The 21,842-nt window shown below is 67.9% G+C and carries 20 protein-coding genes; 8 read left to right on the plus strand and 12 right to left on the minus strand.

Features of this window, described 5'->3' with window-relative positions:
- Positions 1 to 88: 88 nt before the first annotated feature.
- Positions 89 to 1,087 carry a succinylglutamate desuccinylase gene (gene astE / locus ACQ1W9_RS04420; protein WP_431025510.1) on the minus strand — a complete coding sequence of 333 codons (999 nt, stop codon included), beginning with the start codon at positions 1,085 to 1,087 and terminating at the stop codon, positions 89 to 91.
- A gap of 326 nt (positions 1,088 to 1,413) precedes the next feature.
- Here astE and wrbA point away from each other — a divergent pair, with 326 nt between their 5' ends.
- The gene (gene wrbA, locus ACQ1W9_RS04425; protein WP_431025511.1) at positions 1,414 to 2,013 is read left to right on the plus strand and encodes an NAD(P)H:quinone oxidoreductase; all 600 of its coding nucleotides are present in this window, start codon (positions 1,414 to 1,416) and stop codon (positions 2,011 to 2,013) included.
- 95 nt (positions 2,014 to 2,108) lie between these two features.
- Here wrbA and ACQ1W9_RS04430 read toward each other — a convergent pair whose 3' ends face one another.
- Positions 2,109 to 3,176: a tartrate dehydrogenase gene (locus ACQ1W9_RS04430; RefSeq protein WP_431025512.1), complete on the minus strand. Its 1,068-nt coding sequence runs from the start codon at positions 3,174 to 3,176 to the stop codon at positions 2,109 to 2,111.
- 234 nt (positions 3,177 to 3,410) lie between these two features.
- Between ACQ1W9_RS04430 and ACQ1W9_RS04435 the strand changes: the two genes are divergently transcribed.
- Positions 3,411 to 4,721 (plus strand): glycosyltransferase, encoded by a 1,311-nt coding sequence (locus ACQ1W9_RS04435; RefSeq protein WP_431026406.1) that lies wholly within the window; start codon positions 3,411 to 3,413, stop codon positions 4,719 to 4,721.
- A 163-nt stretch (positions 4,722 to 4,884) separates the two neighbouring features.
- On the opposite strand, the gene ACQ1W9_RS04440 is transcribed toward ACQ1W9_RS04435, so the two are convergent.
- From ACQ1W9_RS04440 to ACQ1W9_RS04455, 4 genes are all read right to left on the minus strand, one after another.
- Positions 4,885 to 5,559, minus strand: coding sequence for a TVP38/TMEM64 family protein (locus ACQ1W9_RS04440; protein WP_431025513.1), 675 nt, complete (start codon positions 5,557 to 5,559; stop codon positions 4,885 to 4,887).
- Positions 5,556 to 6,371: a zinc-dependent peptidase gene (locus ACQ1W9_RS04445; RefSeq protein ID WP_431025514.1), complete on the minus strand. Its 816-nt coding sequence runs from the start codon at positions 6,369 to 6,371 to the stop codon at positions 5,556 to 5,558. Before ACQ1W9_RS04445 ends, ACQ1W9_RS04440 begins: the two co-directional genes overlap by 4 nt.
- A gap of 4 nt (positions 6,372 to 6,375) precedes the next feature.
- On the minus strand, positions 6,376 to 7,947 hold the full coding sequence (locus tag ACQ1W9_RS04450) for a GNAT family N-acetyltransferase (protein ID WP_431025515.1): 1,572 nt from the start codon (positions 7,945 to 7,947) through the stop codon (positions 6,376 to 6,378).
- A gap of 300 nt (positions 7,948 to 8,247) precedes the next feature.
- Positions 8,248 to 9,159 carry a DMT family transporter gene (locus ACQ1W9_RS04455; RefSeq protein ID WP_431025516.1) on the minus strand — a complete coding sequence of 304 codons (912 nt, stop codon included), beginning with the start codon at positions 9,157 to 9,159 and terminating at the stop codon, positions 8,248 to 8,250.
- A gap of 189 nt (positions 9,160 to 9,348) precedes the next feature.
- Here ACQ1W9_RS04455 and ACQ1W9_RS04460 point away from each other — a divergent pair, with 189 nt between their 5' ends.
- Positions 9,349 to 10,983, plus strand: coding sequence for a BCCT family transporter (locus tag ACQ1W9_RS04460; RefSeq protein WP_431025517.1), 1,635 nt, complete (start codon positions 9,349 to 9,351; stop codon positions 10,981 to 10,983).
- 102 nt (positions 10,984 to 11,085) lie between these two features.
- Here ACQ1W9_RS04460 and ACQ1W9_RS04465 read toward each other — a convergent pair whose 3' ends face one another.
- Positions 11,086 to 11,997: a choline sulfate utilization transcriptional regulator gene (locus ACQ1W9_RS04465; protein WP_431025518.1), complete on the minus strand. Its 912-nt coding sequence runs from the start codon at positions 11,995 to 11,997 to the stop codon at positions 11,086 to 11,088.
- 114 nt (positions 11,998 to 12,111) lie between these two features.
- Here ACQ1W9_RS04465 and betC point away from each other — a divergent pair, with 114 nt between their 5' ends.
- The 3 genes from betC to ACQ1W9_RS04480 all read left to right on the plus strand — a co-directional run bounded on the left by betC (position 12,112) and on the right by ACQ1W9_RS04480 (position 17,065).
- Complete coding sequence (gene betC, locus ACQ1W9_RS04470; RefSeq protein ID WP_431025519.1) at positions 12,112 to 13,644, plus strand: choline-sulfatase; 1,533 nt, start codon at positions 12,112 to 12,114, stop codon at positions 13,642 to 13,644.
- Positions 13,644 to 15,275, plus strand: coding sequence for a SulP family inorganic anion transporter (locus ACQ1W9_RS04475; protein WP_431025520.1), 1,632 nt, complete (start codon positions 13,644 to 13,646; stop codon positions 15,273 to 15,275). Before betC ends, ACQ1W9_RS04475 begins: the two co-directional genes overlap by 1 nt.
- 155 nt (positions 15,276 to 15,430) lie before the next feature.
- Positions 15,431 to 17,065 (plus strand): BCCT family transporter, encoded by a 1,635-nt coding sequence (locus ACQ1W9_RS04480; protein ID WP_431025521.1) that lies wholly within the window; start codon positions 15,431 to 15,433, stop codon positions 17,063 to 17,065.
- Positions 17,066 to 17,135: 70 nt separating this feature from the next.
- Here ACQ1W9_RS04480 and ACQ1W9_RS04485 read toward each other — a convergent pair whose 3' ends face one another.
- On the minus strand, positions 17,136 to 17,537 hold the full coding sequence (locus ACQ1W9_RS04485; RefSeq protein WP_431025522.1) for a GlcG/HbpS family heme-binding protein: 402 nt from the start codon (positions 17,535 to 17,537) through the stop codon (positions 17,136 to 17,138).
- A gap of 331 nt (positions 17,538 to 17,868) precedes the next feature.
- Between ACQ1W9_RS04485 and ACQ1W9_RS04490 the strand changes: the two genes are divergently transcribed.
- Complete coding sequence (locus ACQ1W9_RS04490) at positions 17,869 to 18,576, plus strand: glutathione S-transferase family protein (RefSeq protein ID WP_431025523.1); 708 nt, start codon at positions 17,869 to 17,871, stop codon at positions 18,574 to 18,576.
- 53 nt (positions 18,577 to 18,629) lie between these two features.
- On the opposite strand, the gene ACQ1W9_RS04495 is transcribed toward ACQ1W9_RS04490, so the two are convergent.
- On the minus strand, positions 18,630 to 19,598 hold the full coding sequence (locus ACQ1W9_RS04495) for a LysR family transcriptional regulator (protein WP_431025524.1): 969 nt from the start codon (positions 19,596 to 19,598) through the stop codon (positions 18,630 to 18,632).
- 221 nt (positions 19,599 to 19,819) lie between these two features.
- Between ACQ1W9_RS04495 and ACQ1W9_RS04500 the strand changes: the two genes are divergently transcribed.
- Complete coding sequence (locus ACQ1W9_RS04500) at positions 19,820 to 20,200, plus strand: phasin family protein (protein WP_346061686.1); 381 nt, start codon at positions 19,820 to 19,822, stop codon at positions 20,198 to 20,200.
- An 80-nt stretch (positions 20,201 to 20,280) separates the two neighbouring features.
- Here the strand turns inward: ACQ1W9_RS04500 and ACQ1W9_RS04505 are convergent, their stop codons facing one another.
- Genes ACQ1W9_RS04505 through ACQ1W9_RS04515 form a run of 3 tightly spaced genes read right to left on the minus strand, consistent with a single transcriptional unit; the run spans position 20,281 to position 21,808 of the window.
- Positions 20,281 to 20,586, minus strand: a complete 306-nt coding sequence (locus ACQ1W9_RS04505) for an MliC family protein (RefSeq protein ID WP_431025525.1) — start codon at positions 20,584 to 20,586, stop codon at positions 20,281 to 20,283.
- 44 nt (positions 20,587 to 20,630) lie between these two features.
- Positions 20,631 to 21,470, minus strand: a complete 840-nt coding sequence (locus ACQ1W9_RS04510; protein WP_431025526.1) for a CopD family protein — start codon at positions 21,468 to 21,470, stop codon at positions 20,631 to 20,633.
- Positions 21,470 to 21,808, minus strand: a complete 339-nt coding sequence (locus ACQ1W9_RS04515; protein ID WP_431025527.1) for a copper resistance CopC family protein — start codon at positions 21,806 to 21,808, stop codon at positions 21,470 to 21,472. The genes ACQ1W9_RS04510 and ACQ1W9_RS04515 overlap by 1 nt, the downstream gene beginning before the upstream one ends.
- Positions 21,809 to 21,842 lie beyond the last annotated feature (34 nt).

Here is a 21,842-nt window from a genome sequence, read left to right on the forward strand (position 1 = left end):
TTGTCTAGTGTTGGGGTGGGGGTCATAAATAACTATCCTCTAACTTATTGTTGTCTGTCAGTTTTATTTTCTGCCTGGGGGCGTTTGGTTAGGGTTGGATGCTGGCCTCCGGCACCGGGCTCGGCCTGACCAACAGGGCGGCGCGGGCCCCGATTTCCACCTTGGCATTGGGGAAGACCACCGCCAATGGCGTGTCGCCGACCCGGAAGTCGCCGGCCTCGGCGTCGCTGGCCAGCAGGCTGCCCGGGGCGAATTCGGTGAAGTTGGCGGTATCGTCGGCGAAGTGCAGGCTAAAGTCCCGGGAATGGCGCATCAGCTCATGCTCGACCCGGAAGAAGGCCAGGGCGTCGGGATCCTGCCCCGGCGGCTCGCGGCCCTCCACCAGGGCCTCGAGCAGGGCGCGCATCGGGCGCAGGGCCACCAGGTCGTTGTGGCCGAAGGGGGCCACCTTGCCCAGTTCCAGGGTAAAGGCCTGGGCGCCGTGGTAGTGCTTGGAATAGTGGGAGAAGGTCCAGCTGTGCTGATGCTGGTGCAGCACCGCCTGCAGGCCGGCGGCGGCCAGCCAGCGCCACTGCTCGGCGCCGGTGTGGTGCTCGGCATGGGGCTCCACCGCGAAGCGCGGGAAGCGGCTGTCGCGGATGGCGGTATGCAGGTCATAGTGCAGCCGCTGGCCGTCGGCGTGGCGGGCGTAGAAGGCGTCCACCGCCGCCATCAGGGTGCGGGCCCGCTCGGGCTCGTCGCCGTGGCGATCCTGGCCGCGCTGGAAGAGGCGGTTGAGGTTGGTGTCGAGAAAGCGCTCGCCGGCGCGGATGGCCGGCGGGTTGCCGAGGATCAGCAGGGTCGGCGCGCCCAGGCGCAGGCTGCCGGCCTCCAGGCGCGACAGCAACTCCCCCAAGAGTTCGATGGGGGCGGTCTCGTTGCCATGCACGCCCACCGAGATCACGCAGGCCTGGGCCTGGGCCTGGCGCTCGCTGGGGATCAGCTCGAGGATGCCCGGACCCTGCAGCCGGTAGCGGCCGAAGGGCAGCCGGCCTTCGGCCTCGGGGGGCTGCCCGGCGAGGGTAAGATCGATCCATTGACTGAGCATAGGGCGCCTTCTGTGCTTGCCGTTCTGTGTCGGCACCATCACCAGCTTTGCTGGCGACGGCAAGCGTCGGGGTCGAGGCGATGAAAAAGCCGGTGCCATCCTGTAACTCCCGGGCCGTTCAGCGGAGGGGCACGAAGACGCTGCCCCCGGGGCGTCCCACGCCCTCGTCTCCGGCAAGTGGCGGCAGGCCCGCGAGGCAGCGCAGCAGGGCTAACATAAAAAGCCTCCCGATTAGAGGTGACCAAGGCCGCATAGGGGGAGCGCTGCCGGTCGACTAGACTCCAGCAGGCAAGGTCGCTATTGAACCCTCGAAAGGAGCCGAAATCATGACTCAAGTGCTGGTGCTGTATCACTCCATGTATGGGCATATCGACACCCTGGCCAAGGCCGTCGCCGAGGGCGCGCGCGGGGTGGCGGGCTGCGAGGTGACGGTCAAGCGGGTGCCCGAGACCATGGACGCCGAGGCCTTCGCCAAGGCCGGCGGCAAGCAGGACTTCGATACCCCGGAGGCGGAGCCCGCGGAGCTGGCCGACTACGATGCGGTGATCTTCGGCACCCCCACCCGCTTCGGCAACATGTCGGGCCAGATGCGCAACTTCCTCGACCGTACCGGCGGCCTCTGGGCCCAGGGCGCCCTGCGTGGCAAGGTGGGTAGCGTCTTTACCTCCACCGGCACCGGCGGCGGCAACGAGACCACCATCCTCACCGCCTGGACCACCCTGGCTCACCACGGCATGGTGATCGTGCCTATCGGCTATGGCACCGAGGCGCAGTTCGACATCTCCGAAGTCAAGGGCGGCTCGCCCTATGGCGCCGCCACCATCGCCGGTGGCGACGGCTCCCGCCAACCCAGCGAGGCCGAGCTGGCACTGGCGCGCTTCCAGGGCGAGCATGTCGCCGGTATCGCCGCGAAACTCGCCGGCTGAAACGTTCCTTCGCCAGAACGCCTCGACGCCCTGCCATCGCGGGGCGTCGTCGTCTCGGGCTGCCGCGGCGAGTGACTATTGAGATTGGCGTGAGCCTAGAGCCGGCTGGCGATGGCTCGTCCCAGCGCCTCGGTGGTGCCATGACCGCCCACATCCGGTGTAAGAACGCGCTTGTCGCCCTCGGCGAGCACCGCCTCGAAGGCGCCGACCACGGCGTCCGCGGCCTCCCGGTGCCCCAGGTGCTCGAGCAGCATGGCACCGGACCAGATCTGGCCGATGGGGTTGGCGATTCCCTTGCCGGCGATATCCGGGGCGCTGCCGTGCACCGGCTCGAAGAGGCTGGGAAAGGTCCCCTCGGGGTTGATATTGGCCGAGGGCGCCACGCCGATGGTGCCGGTGCAGGCCGGGCCCAGGTCGGAGAGGATATCGCCGAAGAGATTGCTGGCCACCACCACGTCGAACCAGTCCGGGTGCATCACGAAGTTGGCGGTGAGGATATCGATATGGAACTGGTCGACCGCCACTTCGGGGTAACGCTTGCCCATCTCGGCGACCCGCTCGTCCCACCAGGGCATGGTGATAGCGATGCCGTTGGACTTGGTGGCGGAGGTGAGCTTCTTCCTGGGCCGTGAACGGGCCAGCTCGTAGGCGAACTTCAGCACCCGGTCGGTGCCGTGACGGGTCATCACCGTTTCCTGGATGACGATCTCCCGCTCGGTGCCCTCGAACATCTTGCCGCCGACGCTGGAGTATTCCCCCTCGGTGTTCTCGCGCACCACATAGAAGTCGATATCGCCGGGCTCGCGGCCCGCCAATGGGCTCTGGATACCGGGCAGCAAACGGCAGGGGCGCAGGTTGATGTACTGGTCGAAGCGGCGGCGGAATTGCAGCAGCGAGCCCCACAGGGAGACATGGTCGGGCACCGTCTCGGGCCAGCCCACGGCGCCGTAGTAGATGGCATCGAAGCCTTCGAGGGTCTCGAACCAGTCGTCGGGGAGCATCTGGCCGTGCTCGAGGTAGTAGTCGCAGCTGGCGAAGTCGAAGGCCTCGAGCTCCAGGTCGATGGCGAAGCGCCGCGCCGCCGCCTCGAGGACGCGCACGCCCTCGGGCATCACCTCCTTGCCGATGCCGTCGCCGGGAATTACCGCGATGCGTTGTGCCATGCCGATCTCCTCTCTGAGTGGGAAAACCCCGCCAGTCTAGCAGGCCGTCCGACCCGGGAGGACGCCCCCAAGATCTGGACACCAGGCCATTTTTTATTGGTCTGATGGGTGTCTCCGCCGGGTACCGGCGCGGCGGCGTGCCTGCGTCGACTATCTTGAACGGCAGAGCCCCCGGCGCGTGCCGCCGCGGCCGGACCTCGTCGTTGCGTCCCAGGGAGAGTGCCCGTGAAGGTGATGATGTTCACCAATACCTACCAGCCCATCGTGGGCGGGGTCAGCGAATCGGTGCTGCGCCTGACCCGCCGCCTGCAGGCCCAGGGCCACCAGGTGCGGGTGGTGGCGCCGCGCCTGGCAGGGCAGCCCGAGGCGGAGCCGGACGTGGTGCGGGTGGCCGCGGTGCAGCACTTCAACGGCAGCGACTTCTCGCTACCGGTGCCGATTCCCGGCCGGCTCCACGAGGCGATCGAGGCCTTCGAGCCGGATATCCTGCATTCCCATCACCCCTTCCTGCTGGGCGATACCGCGGCCCGGGCCGCCGAGACCTATGGCCTGCCGCTGGTGTTTACCCATCACACCCTCTACGAACACTACACCCACTATGTGCCCGGGGACTCGCCGCGCATGCAGCGCTTCGCCATCGCCCTGGCCACCCAGTACACCCGCCTCTGCGACGAGGTGATCGCCCCCAGCGAGAGCATTCGCGACCTGCTGCTGGAGCGCGGCGCCAACCCCCACCTCAGCGTGGTGCCCAGTGGCGTCGATACGGCGCGCTTCGCCCGGGGCCAGGGCGAGGGGTGGCGGCGGCGCCTGGGGATTCCCGAGGGGGCCCCGGTGATCGGTCACCTGGGCCGCCTGGCCCGGGAGAAGAACCTCGACTTCCTCGGCGAGGCGCTGGCGCTGGCCCTGGCGCGGGAGCCGCGCCTGCATGGCCTGGTAGTGGGCGAGGGCGAGGCGCGGCACGGCCTGGCGGCGAGCGCCGAGCGCCAGGGGGTGGCGGCGCGGCTGCATTTCACCGGGCGCCTGCAGGGTCAGGCGCTGATCGATGCCTACCACGCCATGGATCTCTTCGCCTTCGCCTCCCATAGCGAGACCCAGGGCATGGTGCTGGTGGAGGCCATGGCCACCGGCCTGCCGGTGGTGGCCGTGGATGCGCCCGGGGTGCGCGAGGTGGTGGTCTCGGGGCATAACGGCCAGTTGCTGGCCGAGGACGACGCCGAGGCCATGGCGACGGCGCTGCTGGCGCTGAGTGAGGCGGCGGCACGGCGTCCCCTGCGGGAGGGGGCCCTGACCACGGCGGCGGCCTACGACGAGGCCCGCTGCGCCGAGCGCTGCCTGGCGGTCTACCGGCGGGCCATCGTCCGGGGCGGCCCCTTCACCCGCGCCGACGAGAACGGCTGGCAATGGATGCGTCACCGCCTGGAGGCCGAATGGCGGATGCTGCGCCACCGAGGGCGGGTGCTGGGGCAACTGGTGCAGACGGAGTGGGACCGGGAGCGTCCCGCTTGGTGGCCGGGGGAGGACGAGGACAAGGTGGAGCCGAAGTAGGCGCTCAGCCTGGCCGGACCCCAGAGCGGCTCCTGGCGGCTGGCCGGGGGAGGACGAGGACAAGGTGGAGCCGAAGTAGGCGCTCGGCCTGGCCGGAGCCCAGCGCGGCTCCTGGCGGCTTGCCGGGGGAGGACGAGGACAAGGTGGGGCCGAAGTAGGGCGATCAGCGTCGCCGGCGCCGCTCCGCCCAGCGCTTCAGTCCCGCCAGCAGGGCGATGCCGGCGAGCAGGCCGAGGCCGCCCCACAGCAGTTCCTGACGACTCTCGGCGGTGATCAACTGGCCCAGTTGGCTGCCCAGCAGGGTGACCCCGGCGAGCCCCGGGACGATGCCCAGGGTGGAGCCGATCAGGTAGTCGCGAAAGCGCAGCCGGAAGGCGCCCGCCAGCATATTGGTCAGGGTGAAGGGGGCCAGGGGCAGCAGGTTGATCAGCGTCATGGTGCGGATGCCGCGCCGCGCCAGGTAGCGGGAGAGGCCGCGCAGGCGCGGTCCGCCGTGGCGCAGCAGCGCCTCGCGGCCCAGGCGGCGACCCACCCACCAGGTCAGCGCCGAGGCCGCCAGGGTGCCGGCCAGGGCATAGCCGAAGCCCCACCAGGGGCCGAACAGCAGGCCGGTGACCGCTACCAGCAGGCTCAGCGGGAACATCACCAGGCTGGCGCCGGCGTAGATCGCCATCAGCGTGGGCAGCGCCCAGGGGCTGTCGCGCCAGGCCAGGCCGCCCCGGGCCAGGGCCTCCAGGCGCGCCGCCTCGAGCAGGCCGCCATGGGCCAGCCATTGCCAGGCGAGTCCCAGGGCGACCAGCGCCACCAGCAACAGGGGCAGCACCAGGCGGCGGCTCATGGGCCCGGCGCCTCGTCCCGGGGCAGCCGGGCCAAGGGGTCCTGGCGGAAGTAGTCGCGCAGCAGGGCATAGAGGCCGGGGTAGGCCCGGCTCAGGGTGTCCGGGGCGGTGAAGAAGTACTCGCAGCAGACCGCGAAGCACTCGCCGGGATGGCTGGCGGCGTAGTCGTCGATGGGCGTTTCCTCGCCACGCGCCAGGCGCGCCTGGAGATCGTCCCAGACGGCGCTGAATTCGCGGTGCCAGGCTTTCGGGTCGATGTCGCGGGGCAGCGGCGGGAAGCCGTCCACGTCCTGGGAGTTGCCCAGGTCGAGCTTATGGGCCAGCTCATGGATCAGCACATTGAAGCCGGTGAAGTCGCCGCTCTCCATCAGGTCGGGGAAGGCCACCACCACCGGGCCCTGGTAGGAGGTCTCGCCGGCCCGCTCGTCGTCGTACTCGTGCATCACCCCGACCTCGTCCATCTCCTCCACCCGGCGCTGGAAGGCCTCGGGGAGGACCAGGATCTCGTGGACATTGGCGAAGGCCTCCAGGTGCTCGGCCTGCGACCAGCCCAGGGTCAGCAGGCAGGCCTGGGCGGCCAGGGCCAGTCGGGCGGGCGGGTCGAAGGGCGTCGTCGCGGCGAGCTCGGGGTGCAGGCTCAAGCGCTTGTGGTGGGCGAAGTGCCAGGCGCGCCGACCCAGCGCCTCGGCCTCGTCGTCGGCGAGGGCGGCGAGCAGCGGCAGCCGCGCCCGGGCCTCCGCCCAGTCGGCGTCGGGGAAGGGGTGGCGGGCCGCGAAGCGCTGCTCCCGCCAGTGGCGCAGCCGCCCGAGCATGGCCTCAGGCCTCCTCCTGCCGGCCCCCGGACTTCCACGACCAGTCGCGCAGGCGCAGGTCGAAGAGGTCCTTGCGGCGATCCTTGAGGTTGGTCACCGAGCCCTCGTTGCGCACCACGGTGAGGCGGGTCAGGTCCAGGTCCGAGAACATGATCATCTCGGTGTTGGGGGTGGTCTCCGCCAGCACGGCGTCGTGGGGGAAGGCGAAGTCGGAGGGCGAGAAGACCGACGACTGGGCGTACTGGATATCCAGGTTCTCGATGGAGGGCACGTTGCCGACGCTGCCGCACAGCACCACATAGCACTCGTTCTCGATGGCCCGGGCCTGGGCGCAGTGGCGGACCCGCAGGTAGCCGTTCTTGGTGTCGGTCCAGAAGGGCACGAAGAGGATATCCATCTCCTGCTCGGCGAGCAGCCGGGAGAGCTCGGGAAACTCCACGTCGTAGCAGATCTGGATGCCCACCCGGCCGGCGTCGGTGTCGAAGACGCGCAGCTCGTCGCCGCCCTCGATCACCCAGTCGCGGCGCTCCTGGGGGGTGATATGCAGCTTGTGCTGGCGCTCCAGGGTGCCGTCCCGGTGGCACAGGTAGCTGACGTTGTAGAGGCGGTCGTCCTCCCCCGCCTCGATCATCGAGCCGGCGACGATATTGATGTTGTAGGCCACCGCCATGCGCGACAGCTCGGCCTTGAACTGCTCGGTGAAGCCGGCCAGGAAGCGGATGGCGGCCATCTGGTCCTGCTGGGCGGCGCGGTCCTGCAGGCCCATCAGCGGGGCATTGAAGAGCTCCGGGAAGACCGCGAAGTCGCTCTGGTAGCCGGACAGCGCATCGACGAAGTACTCCACCTGCTGCAGCACCGACTCCACCGAGTCGAACTCGCGCATCTGCCACTGCACGGCGCCGACCCGCACCTGGGTCTTGCGCGATTCCAGCACCCGCTCGGCGGGCTCGAAGAGGATATTGTTCCACTCCAGCAGGGTGGCGAAGCCCTGGGACTTCTCGTCCTCCGGCAGGTACTTGCGCAGCAGCCGCTTGACCTGGAAGTCGTTGGCCAGCTGGAAGGAGAGGATGGGGTCGTGGAGTTCGCGGCGGGCCACCTTGTCGATGTACTCGGTGGGGGAGAGGGCGTCGGCGTACTCGTGATACTGGGGGATACGTCCCCCGGCGAGGATCGCCCGCAGGTTCATCGAGCGGCACAGCTCCTTGCGCGCCTCATAGAGGCGCCGGCCCAGGCGATAGCCCCGGTAGGCCGGGTCGATCAGCACGTCCAGGCCATACATGGCGTCGCCCTCGGGCTCGTTGAGGATCACCTCCCGGGAGCCGATCAGGTCGTCGTACTTGTGGGGGTTGGAGAAGGTGTCGTAGTCCACCAGGGCGGTAAGGGCCACGCCGACGATCACCTCGTCGTCCTCGATCACCAGCTGGCCGTCGGGGAACTCCTGCACCAGCTTGTCGATGGTGAGCTTGGGCCAGGCCCCGCCGATATCGTCATAGACCTTGTCCATCAGCGTCTTGAGCTGGGGGTAGTCCTCCACGGTCAGGTTGCGCAGGTTGAGGTGCAGTTCGTCGAGGGACATGGCGGCGACTCCTGAGCGGGGGGAATTAGGCGGAGTCTAACACGGCCGCCGCGGGTCTCGGCGGCCGTCTCGCAAGGCTATCGCAGTTGGAATGGCTGAGGGGCACTGGAGGCAAGATGGAGCGGGGGTTTTTTGCCAGGGGTGAGGAGGATTCCTCCGAACGGGCTGGCCATGGATGGCCAGCACCGGTCCTGCAAGCGGAGCAGGATGCGAGAGCGCAGCAGGGCAAAAGTAGCGCCCAGGGAGGGGTTCACAGCGCCCCGCGACAGCCTGCCTCCAGGATAGCCCCGGGCCACAACGCTAACTGCGATAGCCTTGAGTGGTCTCGGGCGCGGCGCGCAGCGGCCGGGTCAACGTCTGGGCCATCAGCACCCCGGCCAGCGTCAGGCCGCCCCCCAGCAGATGGTGGGCGCCCAGGCGCTCGCCGAGGAAGGCCATGGCGATCAGGGCGCTGAACAGCGGCATCAGGTTGATGAAGATGCTCGCCTTGCTGGCGCCGATCTGGCCGATGGCGCGCATCCACAAGAAGGTGGTGATGATGGAGGCGGGAATGCCGGCATAGAGGATCAGCCAGACATTGCCGCCATCCACCGGGGTCATGGGGCCGAGCAGGTAGCCCGGCAACAGCAGCAGCACTGCGAAGCCCACCTGGGCATAGAGCAGCACCCAGGGCGACAGCCCCAGAGACCAGCGCCTGAGCATCACCCCGTAGCCGGCGTAGCAGGTGGCGGCCACCACCATCAGCGCATCGCCCTTGGCCACCTCCAGGGCCAGCAGGCCGCGCGGGTCGCCCTGGCCCAGCAGCACCAGCACCCCGAACAGGGCGATCACCCCGCCGATGACGCCGCCCAGGCTGGGTGGCTCGCGTAGGATCAGGGCGCTGAGCAGCACCGTCAGCAGCGGCACCATGGCGGCGAGGATGCCCATATTGGTGGCGCTGGTGGTCTCGGCGGCCATATAGGCCAGGCCCTGCCAGAGGCCCATGCCCAGGGCGCCGAGGACGGCGAGCCTGGGCCATTCGCGGCGGATGGTGGCCCGGGCCTTCCAGGCGGCGGGCAGCAGGAAGGGGGTGAGGACGAGCAAGGCCAGCAGCCAGCGCAAAAAGGCGATGGAGCTGGGGGCGATGGCGCCCACGCTGAGCTGGTTGATGGTCATATTGCCGGACCAGATCAGCACGGTACCCAGCGGCGGCAGCAGATAGAGCAGGGGCATCAAGACCTCGACGGATGTGGGTAGGGGCCCGGGACGCTGGCAGGTCCCTGAATCATACCCGGCAACCCGTAAGGAGGCTAATCAAGTGCGCTCCCGGAGGGAAGCGGCCAAGTGGCGTTGGGAGACCGCGGAGACGCCGCACCGTCAGCCGCCTAGACTAGGGGCTATCTTGGTTTCGAGGGACTTCCGATGACAAACCCGAGCGATCCGGCGTCGCACGCCGCGGACAGCGATATGCAGACCGACTACGTGGTCGGCCAGGACAATATCGAGGGGCAACTGGGCCCCATCGGCTTCGATATCCACAACCGGGTCTTCGTCGTTTCGGCGCTCGCCTCGGTGGTCTTTATTCTCCTGACCCTGCTGTTTCCGGAGCGGGCGGGGAGCCTCTTCCAGTCCATCGTTGGCTTCGCCACCGGCAGCCTGGACTGGTATTTCATGATCGTGGTGGATTTCTTTATCCTCTTCAGCCTGGCGCTGGTGGTCTCGCCCTATGGATCGGTGAGGCTGGGCGGGCCCGAGGCCCGGCCGGAATACCATTACCTCTCCTGGTTCGCCATGCTGTTCGCCGCCGGTATCGGTATCGGCCTGCTGTTCTTCGGCGTGCTGGAGCCGGTCTACCATGCCAATGTCTCCCTGCCCCTGGGCATCCCGTCGCCCTTCGGCGCCGATGGGGAATTGAACCCCGAGGCGATTCCCGAGGCCACGGCCCTGGGCCTGGCCGGCACCTACCTGCATTGGGGCATCCATGGCTGGGCGGTCTATGTGGTCATGGCCCTGGCGCTGGCCCTCTTTACCTACAACAAGGGGCTGCCGTTCTCGATCCGTTCGGCCTTCTTCCCGATCCTCGGCGAGCGGGTCTGGGGCTGGTGGGGGCATGCGATCGATATCCTGGCGGTCTTCTCCACCCTCTTCGGCCTGGCCACCTCGCTGGGCCTCGGCGCCCAGCAGGCCAATGCGGGGATGAATTTCGTCTTCGGGCTGGAGGTCAGCGCCACCGCCCAGGTCATCATTATCCTGCTGGTGACGGCGGTGGCCCTGGTCTCGGTATGGCGCGGGCTCGATGGGGGCGTCAAGAAGCTCTCCGAGATCAATATGGCCATGGCGGTGCTGTTCTTCTTCTTCGTGCTCTTCGCCGGCCCGACCCTGATCGCCCTGAGTGGCTTCTGGACGGGACTCACGACCTATGTCACGGAGTTCATCCCCTTGTCGGCGCCCTTCGGCCGTGACGACGATGCCTATCGCCAGGCCTGGACGATCTTCTACTGGGCCTGGTGGATCAGTTGGGCACCCTTCGTCGGCATGTTTATCGCCCGGGTCTCCCGGGGGCGCACGGTACGCGAGTTCGTGATCTGCGTGCTGCTGATTCCCAGCCTGTTTATCTTTATCTGGATGGGCGTGTTCGGCGCCACCGCCCTGGATCAGCTCTATGCCGACCCCGCCAATAGCCTGGTCAAGGACTATGTGATCGACAATTACAGCCCCGAGCTGTCGCTGTTCGGCATGCTCAACGAGCTGCCGCTGACCGGCCTGATGTCGACCCTGGGCATCATCCTGGCGCTGATCTTCTTCGTCACCTCCTCGGATTCCGGTTCATTGGTGATCGATACCATCACCGCCGGCGGCAAGATCGATGCGCCGCGGCCGCAGCGCATGTTCTGGGCCACGGTGGAGGGGTTGATCGCCATCGTGCTGCTGCTCGGCGGCGGCCTCTCGGCGCTACAGGCCGGGGTCACGGCCACGGCGATTCCCTTCTCCATCGTCATGCTGTTGATGTGCTACTCGATCATCAAGGCGCTCAATGGCGAGCTAAAGCGCAAATAGCGGCGCAAGGAAGCACGAAGGGCGCGAGGCCCCCGGTGCCAGGCACCGGGGGCCTCGTCGTCTGCCCCGATTCCGTCGCGATCGCCTGCCTGCGGCAAGCGCTCAGCGTATCTTCGACGCCGCCTCCAGCAGCCAGGCCATCAGCGTGGCCTTGGCTTCGCCGGCGGCGGTGGGTTGCATATCGATCAGCCCATAGCCCTGGGACGAATGCAGGGCCAGCTCGGTCAGCCCCACCAGCATGCCGCTGTCGATGGCCTCGTCCACCAGGCCTCGCCAGCCCATCCCCACGCCCTGGCCGGCGATCGCCGCCTGGATCAGCAGGGTGTAGTTGTTGAAGATCAGCTCGGCGTTCTCCCGGTGAGCGATCCCGCCCAGGCGCTGAAAATAGCCGGGCCAGTCCTGCCAGGCCGCCTTGTCCTCGCTGGTCAGGGTCAGCAGCGGCACCTCGGCGAGGCGCGCCAGGGAGTCGATGGGCCCATGCTGGGCCAGGAAGCCGGGGCTGCACACCGGGAACACCTCCTCGGCGAAGAGCCGCGGCACGCCGGCGGCCAGGGTGCGCTCGTCGCAGAACAGGATGGCCACGTCCACCTCCGGATCCGGGCGCATCTCGCCGACCTGACGGGTGATGATGCGCACGTCGATCTGCGGATGGTCGCGGCGGAAGGCCGGCAGTCGCGGCATCAGCCAGTAGGCCGCGAAGGAGAAGTCGGTGAGGATATTGACCCGCGGGTGACGCTGGCGGTTGAGCAGGGCGTCGATGGCCCGCTCGATGGTGGCGAAGCCCTCCTGGACCGCATCGAACAGCCCCTCGCCGGCCTCGGTGAGCCGCACGCCGCGGTAGATGCGCTCGAACAGGGGCATCCCCAGTTGCTCCTCGAGGCCGCGCACCTGCTGGCTGACCGCCGACTGGGTGGAGTGCAGTTCCCGGGCCGCCGCGGTGAAACTGAGGTGGCGGGCGGCGGCCTCGAAGACCCGCAGACTGTTGAGCGATACCCTACGGCCGAGTAGCGACATTAGCCAAGCTTATCCTATGCATTAAAAATCACCGAGTTTACAGGCCTTCAGATTAGCAGAGAGACTGTCATGGCCGCCACGCCCCGGCCCATATGACACTCCAGAGGAGGCCCCATGACCGCCAAGCGCCCCAATATCCTGTTCCTGATGGCCGACCAGATGGCCGCCCCCTCGCTGCCCTTCTACGGCCACAAGGTCGTCAAGACGCCCCATCTGTCGCGCCTGGCAGAGGAAGGCGTGGTCTTCGATTCGGCCTACTGCAACAGCCCCCTCTGTGCGCCGTCGCGCTTTACCCTGATGGCGGGCCAGCTGCCGTCGCGCATCGGTGGCTATGACAACGCCGCCGACTTTCCCGCCGATACGCCCACCTTCGCCCACTACCTGCGCGATGCCGGCTACCTGACCGCGCTCTCCGGCAAGATGCACTTCTGTGGCCCGGACCAGTTGCACGGCTTCGAGGAGCGCCTGACGTCCGATATCTATCCGGCCGACTATGGCTGGTTCGTCGACTGGGAGAACTTCGAGGAGCGCCCGACCTACTACCACAACATGTCCTCGGTGACCCAGGCCGGCCCCTGCGTGCGCTCCAACCAGCTCGACTTCGACGACGAGGTCACCTTCCGCGCCCAGCGATTCATCTACGACTATGCGCGCAGCGACCGGGAGCGCCCCTTCTGCCTGACGGTCTCGCTGACCCACCCCCACGACCCCTACACCATTCCCCAGGAGTACTGGGATCGCTACGAGCACGACGCCATCGATATGCCCCGGGTGCCCTACTCCCGGGAGCTGATGGACCCGCACTCTCAGCGCCTGCGCCACGTCTACCAGTGCGACGAGGACACCGTCAGCGACGAACAGATCCGCAATGCCCGTCATGCCTATTACGGGGCGATCAGCTACGTCGACGACCAGCTCGGCAAGGTGCTCCAGGCCCTCAAGGAAAGTGGCCTGGCCGAGGACACCATCATCGTCTTCTCCGGTGACCACGGCGACATGCTCGGCGAGCGGGGGCTGTGGTACAAGATGAGCTGGTTCGAGGGCTCCGCCCGGGTGCCGATGATCGTGCATGCGCCGAAGCGCTTCACCGCCGGCCGGGTCAAGGAGTCCGTCTCCACCATGGACCTGCTGCCCACCTTCGCCGAGCTGGCCAATGACGGCCAGGCCCCCGAGTACGCAGTGCCCATCGACGGCCGCAGCCTGCTGCCTCACCTGACCGGCACGGGCGGTCATGACGAGGTGATAGGCGAGTACCTGGGGGAGGGCGCCATCGCCCCGCTGCTGATGATCCGCCGCGGACGCTACAAGTTCGTCCACTCCGCCCCCGACCCCGACCAGTTGTTCGATCTCGAGGCCGATCCCCGGGAACTCAACAACCTGGCCGAGGATCCCGAGCACCTGGACCGCTGCAAGCAGTTTCGCGAGGAGGTCGCCAGCCGCTGGGACACCGAGAAGCTGCACCAGGAGGTGCTGGCCAGCCAGCGGCGTCGCAAGCTGGTCGCCCGCGCCCTGATGAAGGGCAAGGTGACCCCCTGGGATCACCAGCCGTTCTTCGATGCCAGCACCCAGTACATGCGCAACACCATCGACCTGGATGACCTGGAGCGGCGGGCCCGCTTCCCGGTCGTGGACACCGAGGCCTCCTGATGGCCTGGCTGCCCCGCATGCGCCGGCCGCTGTTAGCGCAGCGGCCATGGTGGAGCCCCGGCGGGGCGCCGGGTGCCTTCAAGGCGGACCTGATCGCCGGCCTGACCGGCGCCATCCTGGTGGTGCCCCAGGGCATCGCCTATGCGCTGCTGGCGGGGCTGCCGCCACAGTACGGCCTCTACACCGCCGTGATCCCCACCCTGCTGGCGGCGCTGTTCGGCGACTCCCGGCAGATGGTCAGCGGTCCCACGGCGGCGCTCTCCATCGCCCTCTTCGCCACCCTGGCGCCGCTGGCCGAGGCGGGCAGCGAGGCCTTTATCGCCCTGGCCCTGACCCTGACCCTGTTGACCGGCCTCTTCCAACTGTTGCTGGGCGTGGCCCGGCTGGGCGGGCTGGTGGCCCTGGTCTCCCACTCGGTGGTGGTCGGCTTCACCGCCGGCGCGGCCCTGATCATCGCCGCCAGCCAACTCCCCGCCGCCCTGGGGCTGACCCGTGACCAGGCCGAGGTCCTGCTCGATGGCGGCGCGGACCTGCTGGCGGGGCTCGGCGCCATCCGCCCCGGGGCCGCGCTGATCGCCGTCGTCACCCTGGGCCTGTGCCTGGCCTGCCGCCGCTGGCGGCCACGCTGGCCGGCCATGCCGCTGGCCCTGCTGCTGGCCACCCTGCTGGCCCAGGCCATCGACCCGGGCGGCGAGCAGATCCCGCGTATCGCCGCGGTACCGGCGGGCCTGCCGCCCCTGGTGCTGCCGCAACTCTCCCTGGAGAGCTTCTCACTGCTGGCGCCGGGGGCCATCGCCCTGGGGTTGCTGGGCCTGGTGGAGGCCGCGGCCATTTCCCGGGCCCTGGCCAGCCGCTCCGGCCAGCGCATCGATGCCAATCGCGAGTTCATCGGCCAGGGGCTCTCCAACCTGGGCGGCGCCTTCTTCTCCGCCTATGTCTCCTCGGGCTCCTTCACCCGTTCGGGACTCAATGCCAGCGCCGGGGCCCGGACCTCCCGCGCCGCCATGCTGGCCGCCCTGCTGCTGGTGCCGATGCTGCTGCTGGCCACCCCCTGGCTGCGGTTTATTCCCACCGCCGCCATCGCCGGCCTGCTGCTGCTGGTGGCCATCAACCTGATCGACCGCCGGGCCATCGCCGAGGCGCTGCGGGCCGGCAAGAACGAGCTGAGCGTGCTGCTGATCACCTTCGTCGGCACCCTGCTGCTGGCCCTGGAGGTCGCCATCCTGCTGGGGGTGCTGACCTCCCTGGCCCTCTACCTGCGGCGCACCACCCGTCCCCCGGTGGTGCCCGCCGCCTTGCACCAGGCTCCGGCGGCGCTTCACGAGCCCCTCGACGAGGCGACCTGCGACGTGGTGAGGATCGACGGCTCCCTCTACTTCGGCGCCTGCGATTCGGTGGCGCGGCGCCTGGACGCCTTCGAGCGGCCGAACCTGGTGATCCTGGCCGCCGGCATCAATTTCATCGACCTAAGCGGTATCCATCTTCTCGAGCGGCAGGCCCGTCGCTGCCGAGAGCGGGGCGGGCGTCTCTACCTGGCCTGGGCCAAGCCCGATGTATTGGCTCGCCTGCGGCAGGCCGGCCTGGTCGACGACGTTCGGCACCCTGACACGCCAACGGCAATAACAATATAAGAGGCATTCCCCATGACCTACCCACACTCCGATAACGAACCGAGCCACTGCCTTAGCCCGCCACCCGAGGCGCTACCCGCCTCTTGGCGCCTCGGCTTGGGGGCGGCGTCTTTTCCATTAGATATTCAAAATCTTATAATAAGGAGAGGTCTCTCATGACTACGAGAAGCGACTCGGCGTCGCCCCCCATGACCAGCGATATGCAAACGGATTACGTCATCGGCCAAGACAATATCAAGGGGCGACTGGGGCCCATTGGCTTCGATATTCACAATCGGGTATTTATCGTCTCGGCGCTGGCCTCGATCATTTTCATCGTGCTGACGCTGCTGTTTCCCGAACGGGCGGGGGGACTCTTCCAGTCCATCGTCGCCTTCACCACCGGCAGCCTGGACTGGTATTTCATGGGCCTGGTGGATTTCTTTATCCTCTTCTGTCTCGGGCTGGTCGTTTCGCCCTACGGCTCGGTGAGGCTGGGCGGGGTCGCGGCGCGACCGGATTATGGCTACCTGTCCTGGTTCGCCATGCTGTTCACCGCCGGTATCGGCATCGGCCTGCTGTTCTTCAGCGTGTTGGAGCCGGTCTACCATGCCAACGTCTCCCTGCCCCTGGGCATCCCCTCGCCCTTCGGCGCCGACGGGGCCTTGAACCCGGACGCCATCGCCGACGCCACGGCCCTGGGCCTGGCCGGCACCTACCTGCATTGGGGCCTGCATGGCTGGGCCGTCTATGTGGTGATGGCCCTGGCGCTGGCCCTCTTTACCTACAACAAGGGGCTGCCGTTCTCGATCCGCTCGGCCTTCTTCCCGATCCTCGGCGAGCGGGTCTGGGGCTGGTGGGGCCATGCCATCGATATCCTGGCGGTCTTCTCCACCCTCTTCGGCCTGGCCACGGCGCTGGGGCTCGGCGCCCAGCAGGCCAATGCGGGGATGAACTTCGTCTTCGGCCTGGATATCAGTACCACGACCCAGGTCATCGTGATCCTGCTGGTGACGGCCGCGGCCCTGGTCTCGGTATGGCGCGGGCTCGATGGGGGCGTCAAGAAGCTCTCCGAGTGGAACATGGTCCTGGCGGTGCTGTTCTTCTGCTTCGTGCTGTTCGCCGGCCCGACTCTGGTGGGCCTGAGCGGCTTCTGGACGGGACTGTCGACCTATGTCACGGAGTTCATCCCCTTGTCGGCGCCCTTCGGCCGTGACGACGATGCCTACCGCCAGTCCTGGAGCGTCTTCTACTGGGCCTGGTGGGTCAGCTGGGCGCCCTTCGTCGGCATGTTTATCGCCCGGGTCTCCCGGGGGCGCACGGTGCGCGAGTTCGTGATCTGCGTGCTGCTGGTTCCCAGCCTGTTTATCTTTATCTGGATGGGGGTGTTCGGTGGCATCGCGCTCGATCAGCTCTATGCCGACCCCGCCAATAGCCTGGTCAAGGACTTCGTGATCGACGCCTATCGTCCGGAGCTGTCGCTGTTCGGCATGCTCAACGAGCTGCCGCTGACCGGGCTGATGTCGACCCTGGGCATCATCCTGGCGCTGATCTTCTTCGTCACCTCCTCGGATTCCGGCTCCTTGGTGATCGATACCATCACCGCCGGCGGCAAGATCGATGCGCCGCGGCCACAGCGCATGTTCTGGGCCACGGTGGAGGGGTTGATCGCCATCGTGCTGCTGCTCGGCGGCGGCCTCTCGGCGCTACAGGCCGGGGTCACGGCCACGGCGATCCCCTTCTCCATCGTCATGCTGCTGATGTGCTACACCATCATCAAGGCGCTCCATGGTGAGCTGAGGCGCAAGTAGTGGCGTATAGAAGGAAGGCCCCCGGTGCAAGCACCGGGGGCCTTGTCGTCTCTCGAGGGGCGGTCCAGGGTCAGATAATGGCGGCGATACCCGCCTTGGCCACCTGGGCGTCCTGGTCGGACTTGACCCCGGAGACGCCCACGGCGGCGATCACTTGACCATCGATGATCACCGGCACGCCGCCCTCCAGCAGGCCGGCCAGGGGGGCGGAGAGGAAGGCGTTGCGCCCGCCATTGATCATGTCCTCGAAGACCCGGGTCTCCTTGTGGCTCAGCGCCGCGGTGCGCGCCTTCTGGGCGCTGACCATGGCGGTCATGGGGGCGGCGCCGTCCAGGCGGCGCAGGGCCAGCAGCTCGCCGCTGTCGTCGGCGACGGCGACGGTGATGTGCCAGTCATTGGCCTCGGCCTCGCGCTGGGCGGCGTCGAGGATGGCATTGACCTCCTTGAGTCCGAGTACGGCCTTGGTTTGCATGCTTGAGTCTCCTTGGAGTTATCGAAGTTGGAAATGGTATGGGTCACCGGAAAGCACGGGGATGATGCGCTGGGCCCCTTCAGGGCAGGCATTCATCCAGAATTATTTAGTGGAAATTATTTCCAATGTACACGCTTGGGGCGGGAATGCCAGTCATGAAGGGGGCCATCTCGGTATCCCGGGCGGGGAAGGCCTGCGACCGATGGTCGCGGACCGAATTGGTGTTTAGTTAACTAATTTTTAGTCGGGCCATGGCGAGCTCGGCGGAGGGCGAGTAGGCTCCAGAAAATATGGGGGAAATTTCCGAGAACTGGCGATACCCGGAGGAAACATGACGCGATGGCTCTATGACCTGCGCGGCCGTGACGAACGGCTGCGCTTCTCGCCCTACTGCTGGCGGGTCAAGTACGCCCTGGCCCACAAGGGGCTCGATTATCGGACGCGGCCCTGGTGCTTCCGGGACAAGGAGGCCCTGGCCTTCTCCGGCCAGGAGGCGGTGCCGGTGCTGGTGGATGGCGAGGCGGTGATCGGCGACAGCTACGAGATCCTGCGCTATCTGGAGCGCACCTATCCCCAGGCGCCGCTGCTGGGGGAGGGGCCGGCCGAGGCCCGGGCGCGCTTCTTCAAGCACTATGCGGAGCGGGCCCTGGCGCCGGCCATCCTGCGCACCGTGATCATGGACCTCTACCAGGCGGTGGATCCCGGCGACCGGGACTATTTTCGGGCCAGCCGCGAGAAGCGCTTCGGGCGCAGCCTGGAGGAGTTCCATTCGCCGGTGCAGGGACTGGCCCAGCTCGATCGGGCCCTGGAGCCGCTGCGTGGCCAACTGGAGGGCGGTGACTACCTGGATGGGGCGGCGCCGGCGGCCGCCGATTACCTGGTCTTCGGCGTCTTTATGTGGGCGCGCTGCGTCTCCAATGCGGACCTGGTCTCCAACGCCGACCCGGTCTACGCCTGGGTCGAGCGGATGCTGGATCTCCATGAGGGCCTGGGGCGCCGGGCGCTGCGGGTCAGCGACCTGGAGGATGCCTACCGCTGAGGCGGGTCCGGTGAGGCGGCGGTCTGGAAGGTGCCTGCCGGTAAGCCCGGCGCTCAGTGATGCAGCGGCGGTCGCCAGGCCGAGCCGGGGCTGGGCGGCGGTGCCCCGGCTTCCCTGGCGCCGTCGCTGCGCCAGGCCGGTGGCACCTGCTGGCGCAGGAATTCCAGCAGGGCGGTGACCTTGCGGGACTGGCGACCATAGGGGTAAAGCAGGCTCACCGTCAGGCTGGATGGCTGCCAGTCGGGCAGGCAGAGGCTTAACTCGCCGGGATGATGGGCCTCGCGACCCGCCGCCAGCCAGTGGGGAATCACGCCCAGGCCCTGGCCGCGGGCGATGGCATCGATATGCAGGGTGCTCTGGTCGACCCTGAATCGCGAATGGGGCGGGGTGAAGTGGTAGTCGCCCTGGTGGGGGTGCTGCAGGGTCAGGCCGGTCCGGGTGGTGCCCAGCAGGTCGACCCAGGCATGGCTGGCCAGCTCCCGGGGGTGGCTCGGCGTGCCATGGCGGGCCAGGTAGTCGGGGTGGGCATAGAGCCCCTGGGTCAGTCGCCCCAGCGTCTCCTGGCGCAGGCCGCACTCCGCCACCGGGCCCACCCAGATCCAGATGGCCTCGTCGTCGGGCCCCGTCGGTGGCTGGGCGGGGTGGCCGAGGGTCAACTGGATGCCCGGGTGGCGGGCCAGGAAGGTATCCATATGGCGTGCCAGCCAGGCCCGGGCCAGGGTCTGGTGTACCCGTACCGCGACCTGGCCGCTGACCTCCTCGCGTAACTCATCCAGGCGGCGCTGGCTCTGCTCGGCGAGCGCCAGGATCTGCTGACAGTAACCGTGGAACAGCAGGCCCGCCTCGGTGGGAATCAGGCGATTGGCCTGGCGGCGTAGCAGCGGCTGGCCGAGGCGGGCTTCCAGTTGGCTGATGCGGCGGCTCAGGGTCGACTTGGCCACGCCCAGCTGCTGGGCGCTGGGGGCGAGGCTGCCGTGTTCCATCACGGTGGCGAAGGCGTGGAGTTCCTGGAGGTCATGCATGGCGGTGCGTCTGAGTGGCCGGAGAGAGGATCTCGGCAGTGTCTCATGAAATGCATTGATTGAAAATTATTGTCTTTTGCGATCGAGAGGCGTTAGTGGCCTCGTGGCGGGAGATGGAAAAGGTCGACGGTAAATGTTGCACTGCACAAAACGCCTTGCTATGCTGCAACGCAACAGGAGGGGTTTTCCCTCCGTTACCCAAGACCACCAGGAGGTGTTCGATGTCTACTTCAAGCTTCGACCAAGCCGCTCAGCAGTTCGATTCCCTGTTCTTCGGCCCGGCGCGTGCCTACGCCGCCCTGAGCCTGGACTACACCGAAAAGCTGGTGGCCGCCCAGTTTGATGCCGTCAAGGCCTACTCCGACCTCAGCCTGACCCAGGCTCGCACCATGCTCGACGTCAAGGACGCCGATGGCCTGCGCAGCTATGTGGAAGGCCAACAGAAGGTCGCCAAGGACCTCAGCGAGCGCCTCAAGGGCGACGCCGAGAAGGTCGTGGCCATGAACCAGGAGTTCCTGCAGGAAGGCCAGAAGCTGGTGGAAGAGAGCGTCAAGAGCGCCTCCAAGGCCACCGCCACCAGCGCCAAGGCTGCCACTAAGTAAGACGCTTGCCGCCCGGTCCCATGACCGAGCGGGCCACCAGTGTCGATAGAGCCGCCACCCCTCGGGGTGGCGGCTTTTTGTTATTGCACTGCCTGGCACTGACTGGGCACTCGCCGGCCCACCGTCCAGGTGGCCGCATCGCCCTTGCCGCGGAACTCGTGGGTGGGGGTGGCGTACCACATGCCGGAGGCGGGTCGCTGATTCCGGAGGACGATGGTCTCGCCGCCCTGAGTGACCCGGGCGACGTCGCCCTCGAAGGTGATGCGGAATTCGCTGCCGTCATCACAGCGGTAGTCGGCGCCGAGCGGTGCCTGGGCTTGCGGCGTTGGCAAGGCGCAGCCGGCCAGGGTCAGTAATGCAAGCAAGGTGAGGGGGAAGTAGCGCACGGTCATCGCTCCTTGATGGATAGGCCGTCCCAGTATAGCCGCGATCAGTTGGGGGGTGGGGTGCGGGCCAGCCAGGCCGCCAGGGGCAGCAGGGCGATCAGCATCAGCGCCTCCAGACCCAGGACGCGGCGCAGCTTGCCGTCATGTCCGGCGGGGCGGGGCAGCTCCCGGAAGCGGTTCCAAGCGGCGGCACTTAGTACCGCCGCCAGCAGGCCCAGCTTGGCCAGCAGCAGGTCCTCATAGGCGGAACCGGGGGGGAGCCGGGCGCCATGCCACCAGGCGACCAGCCCGCCGCTGACCAGCAGGGCGATCACCAGGGCCAGGGCGAGATTGCCCAGCCGTGCCAGCGACTGCCTGAGAGGCGTCCCGCGACTTCGTCGGAGCAGCAGGCAGAGCACCAGGGCGATCCAGGCCAGGGCGCTGATCAGGTGCACCATCAGTGCCAGCATCGCCAGGTGCCCGCCCGGACCGCCGAGGGCATGGCTGCTGGCCGCCATCAAGACCGGAATGGCGGCCAGGGTCGCCCCCAGCAGGCCATGGAGGGCCTGGCGCGGCCGGGGTGCCGCGATGCCGCGCAGTCCCTCCAGCAAGAGCAGGGCATAGAGGGCCGGCAGCAGGGGGGTGAAGAGCGCCTGGCCGTGGCGCGTCTCGCGCAGGTAGTCCAGGGTCAGTGCCAGCCAGGGCTCCTCCAGGCGCTGGGCCAGGGGCCAGGTGGTGGCCAGCAGCAGGGCCAGACTGCCGATACCCAGCACCAGGGTGCCGGCCAGGGCGGTGGCCAGGGGCGCGGGGCGAGATTCCCCCAGCCACTGCTGGCCCAGGGCGCAGAGCAATAGGGTGGCGCCACCCAGCCGCAGCAGCTCGGCGAGCACATCCGGGGAGGGCATCAGGGCAGGATCTCGAATTCGAGGCGGCCCGCGGTGGTATGGCCATCCTCCGCCAGCACCTGCCAATCCAGCACATAGGTGCCGGCGGAAAGCCCCTCGGGGAGCGGCAGGGTCACCCGCCGGCGAGCGTCGTCCAGGCGGGGTTCCAGGCGCCATTGCTGGGCTTCGTGCAACAAGACGAAGTCACTGAAGCGGGGCTGGACGGCCTCGGAGAAGCCTAGTTCCAGCGTCGCCCCGATCAGCGGGTCGCCGGGGGCCGGGACCGAGTCGACCAGCCGGGTGTGGCCCCAGAGTGGGGCGGCGAGAAGACACAGCAGGGGAACGAGTATCCAGCGCATGGGGCGGACTCCAATCGACGGCTGTCGACGCTTA

The sequence above is a fragment of the Halomonas sp. H5 genome (genome assembly GCF_050613175.1).
Classification (GTDB): domain Bacteria; phylum Pseudomonadota; class Gammaproteobacteria; order Pseudomonadales; family Halomonadaceae; genus Bisbaumannia; species Bisbaumannia salifodinae.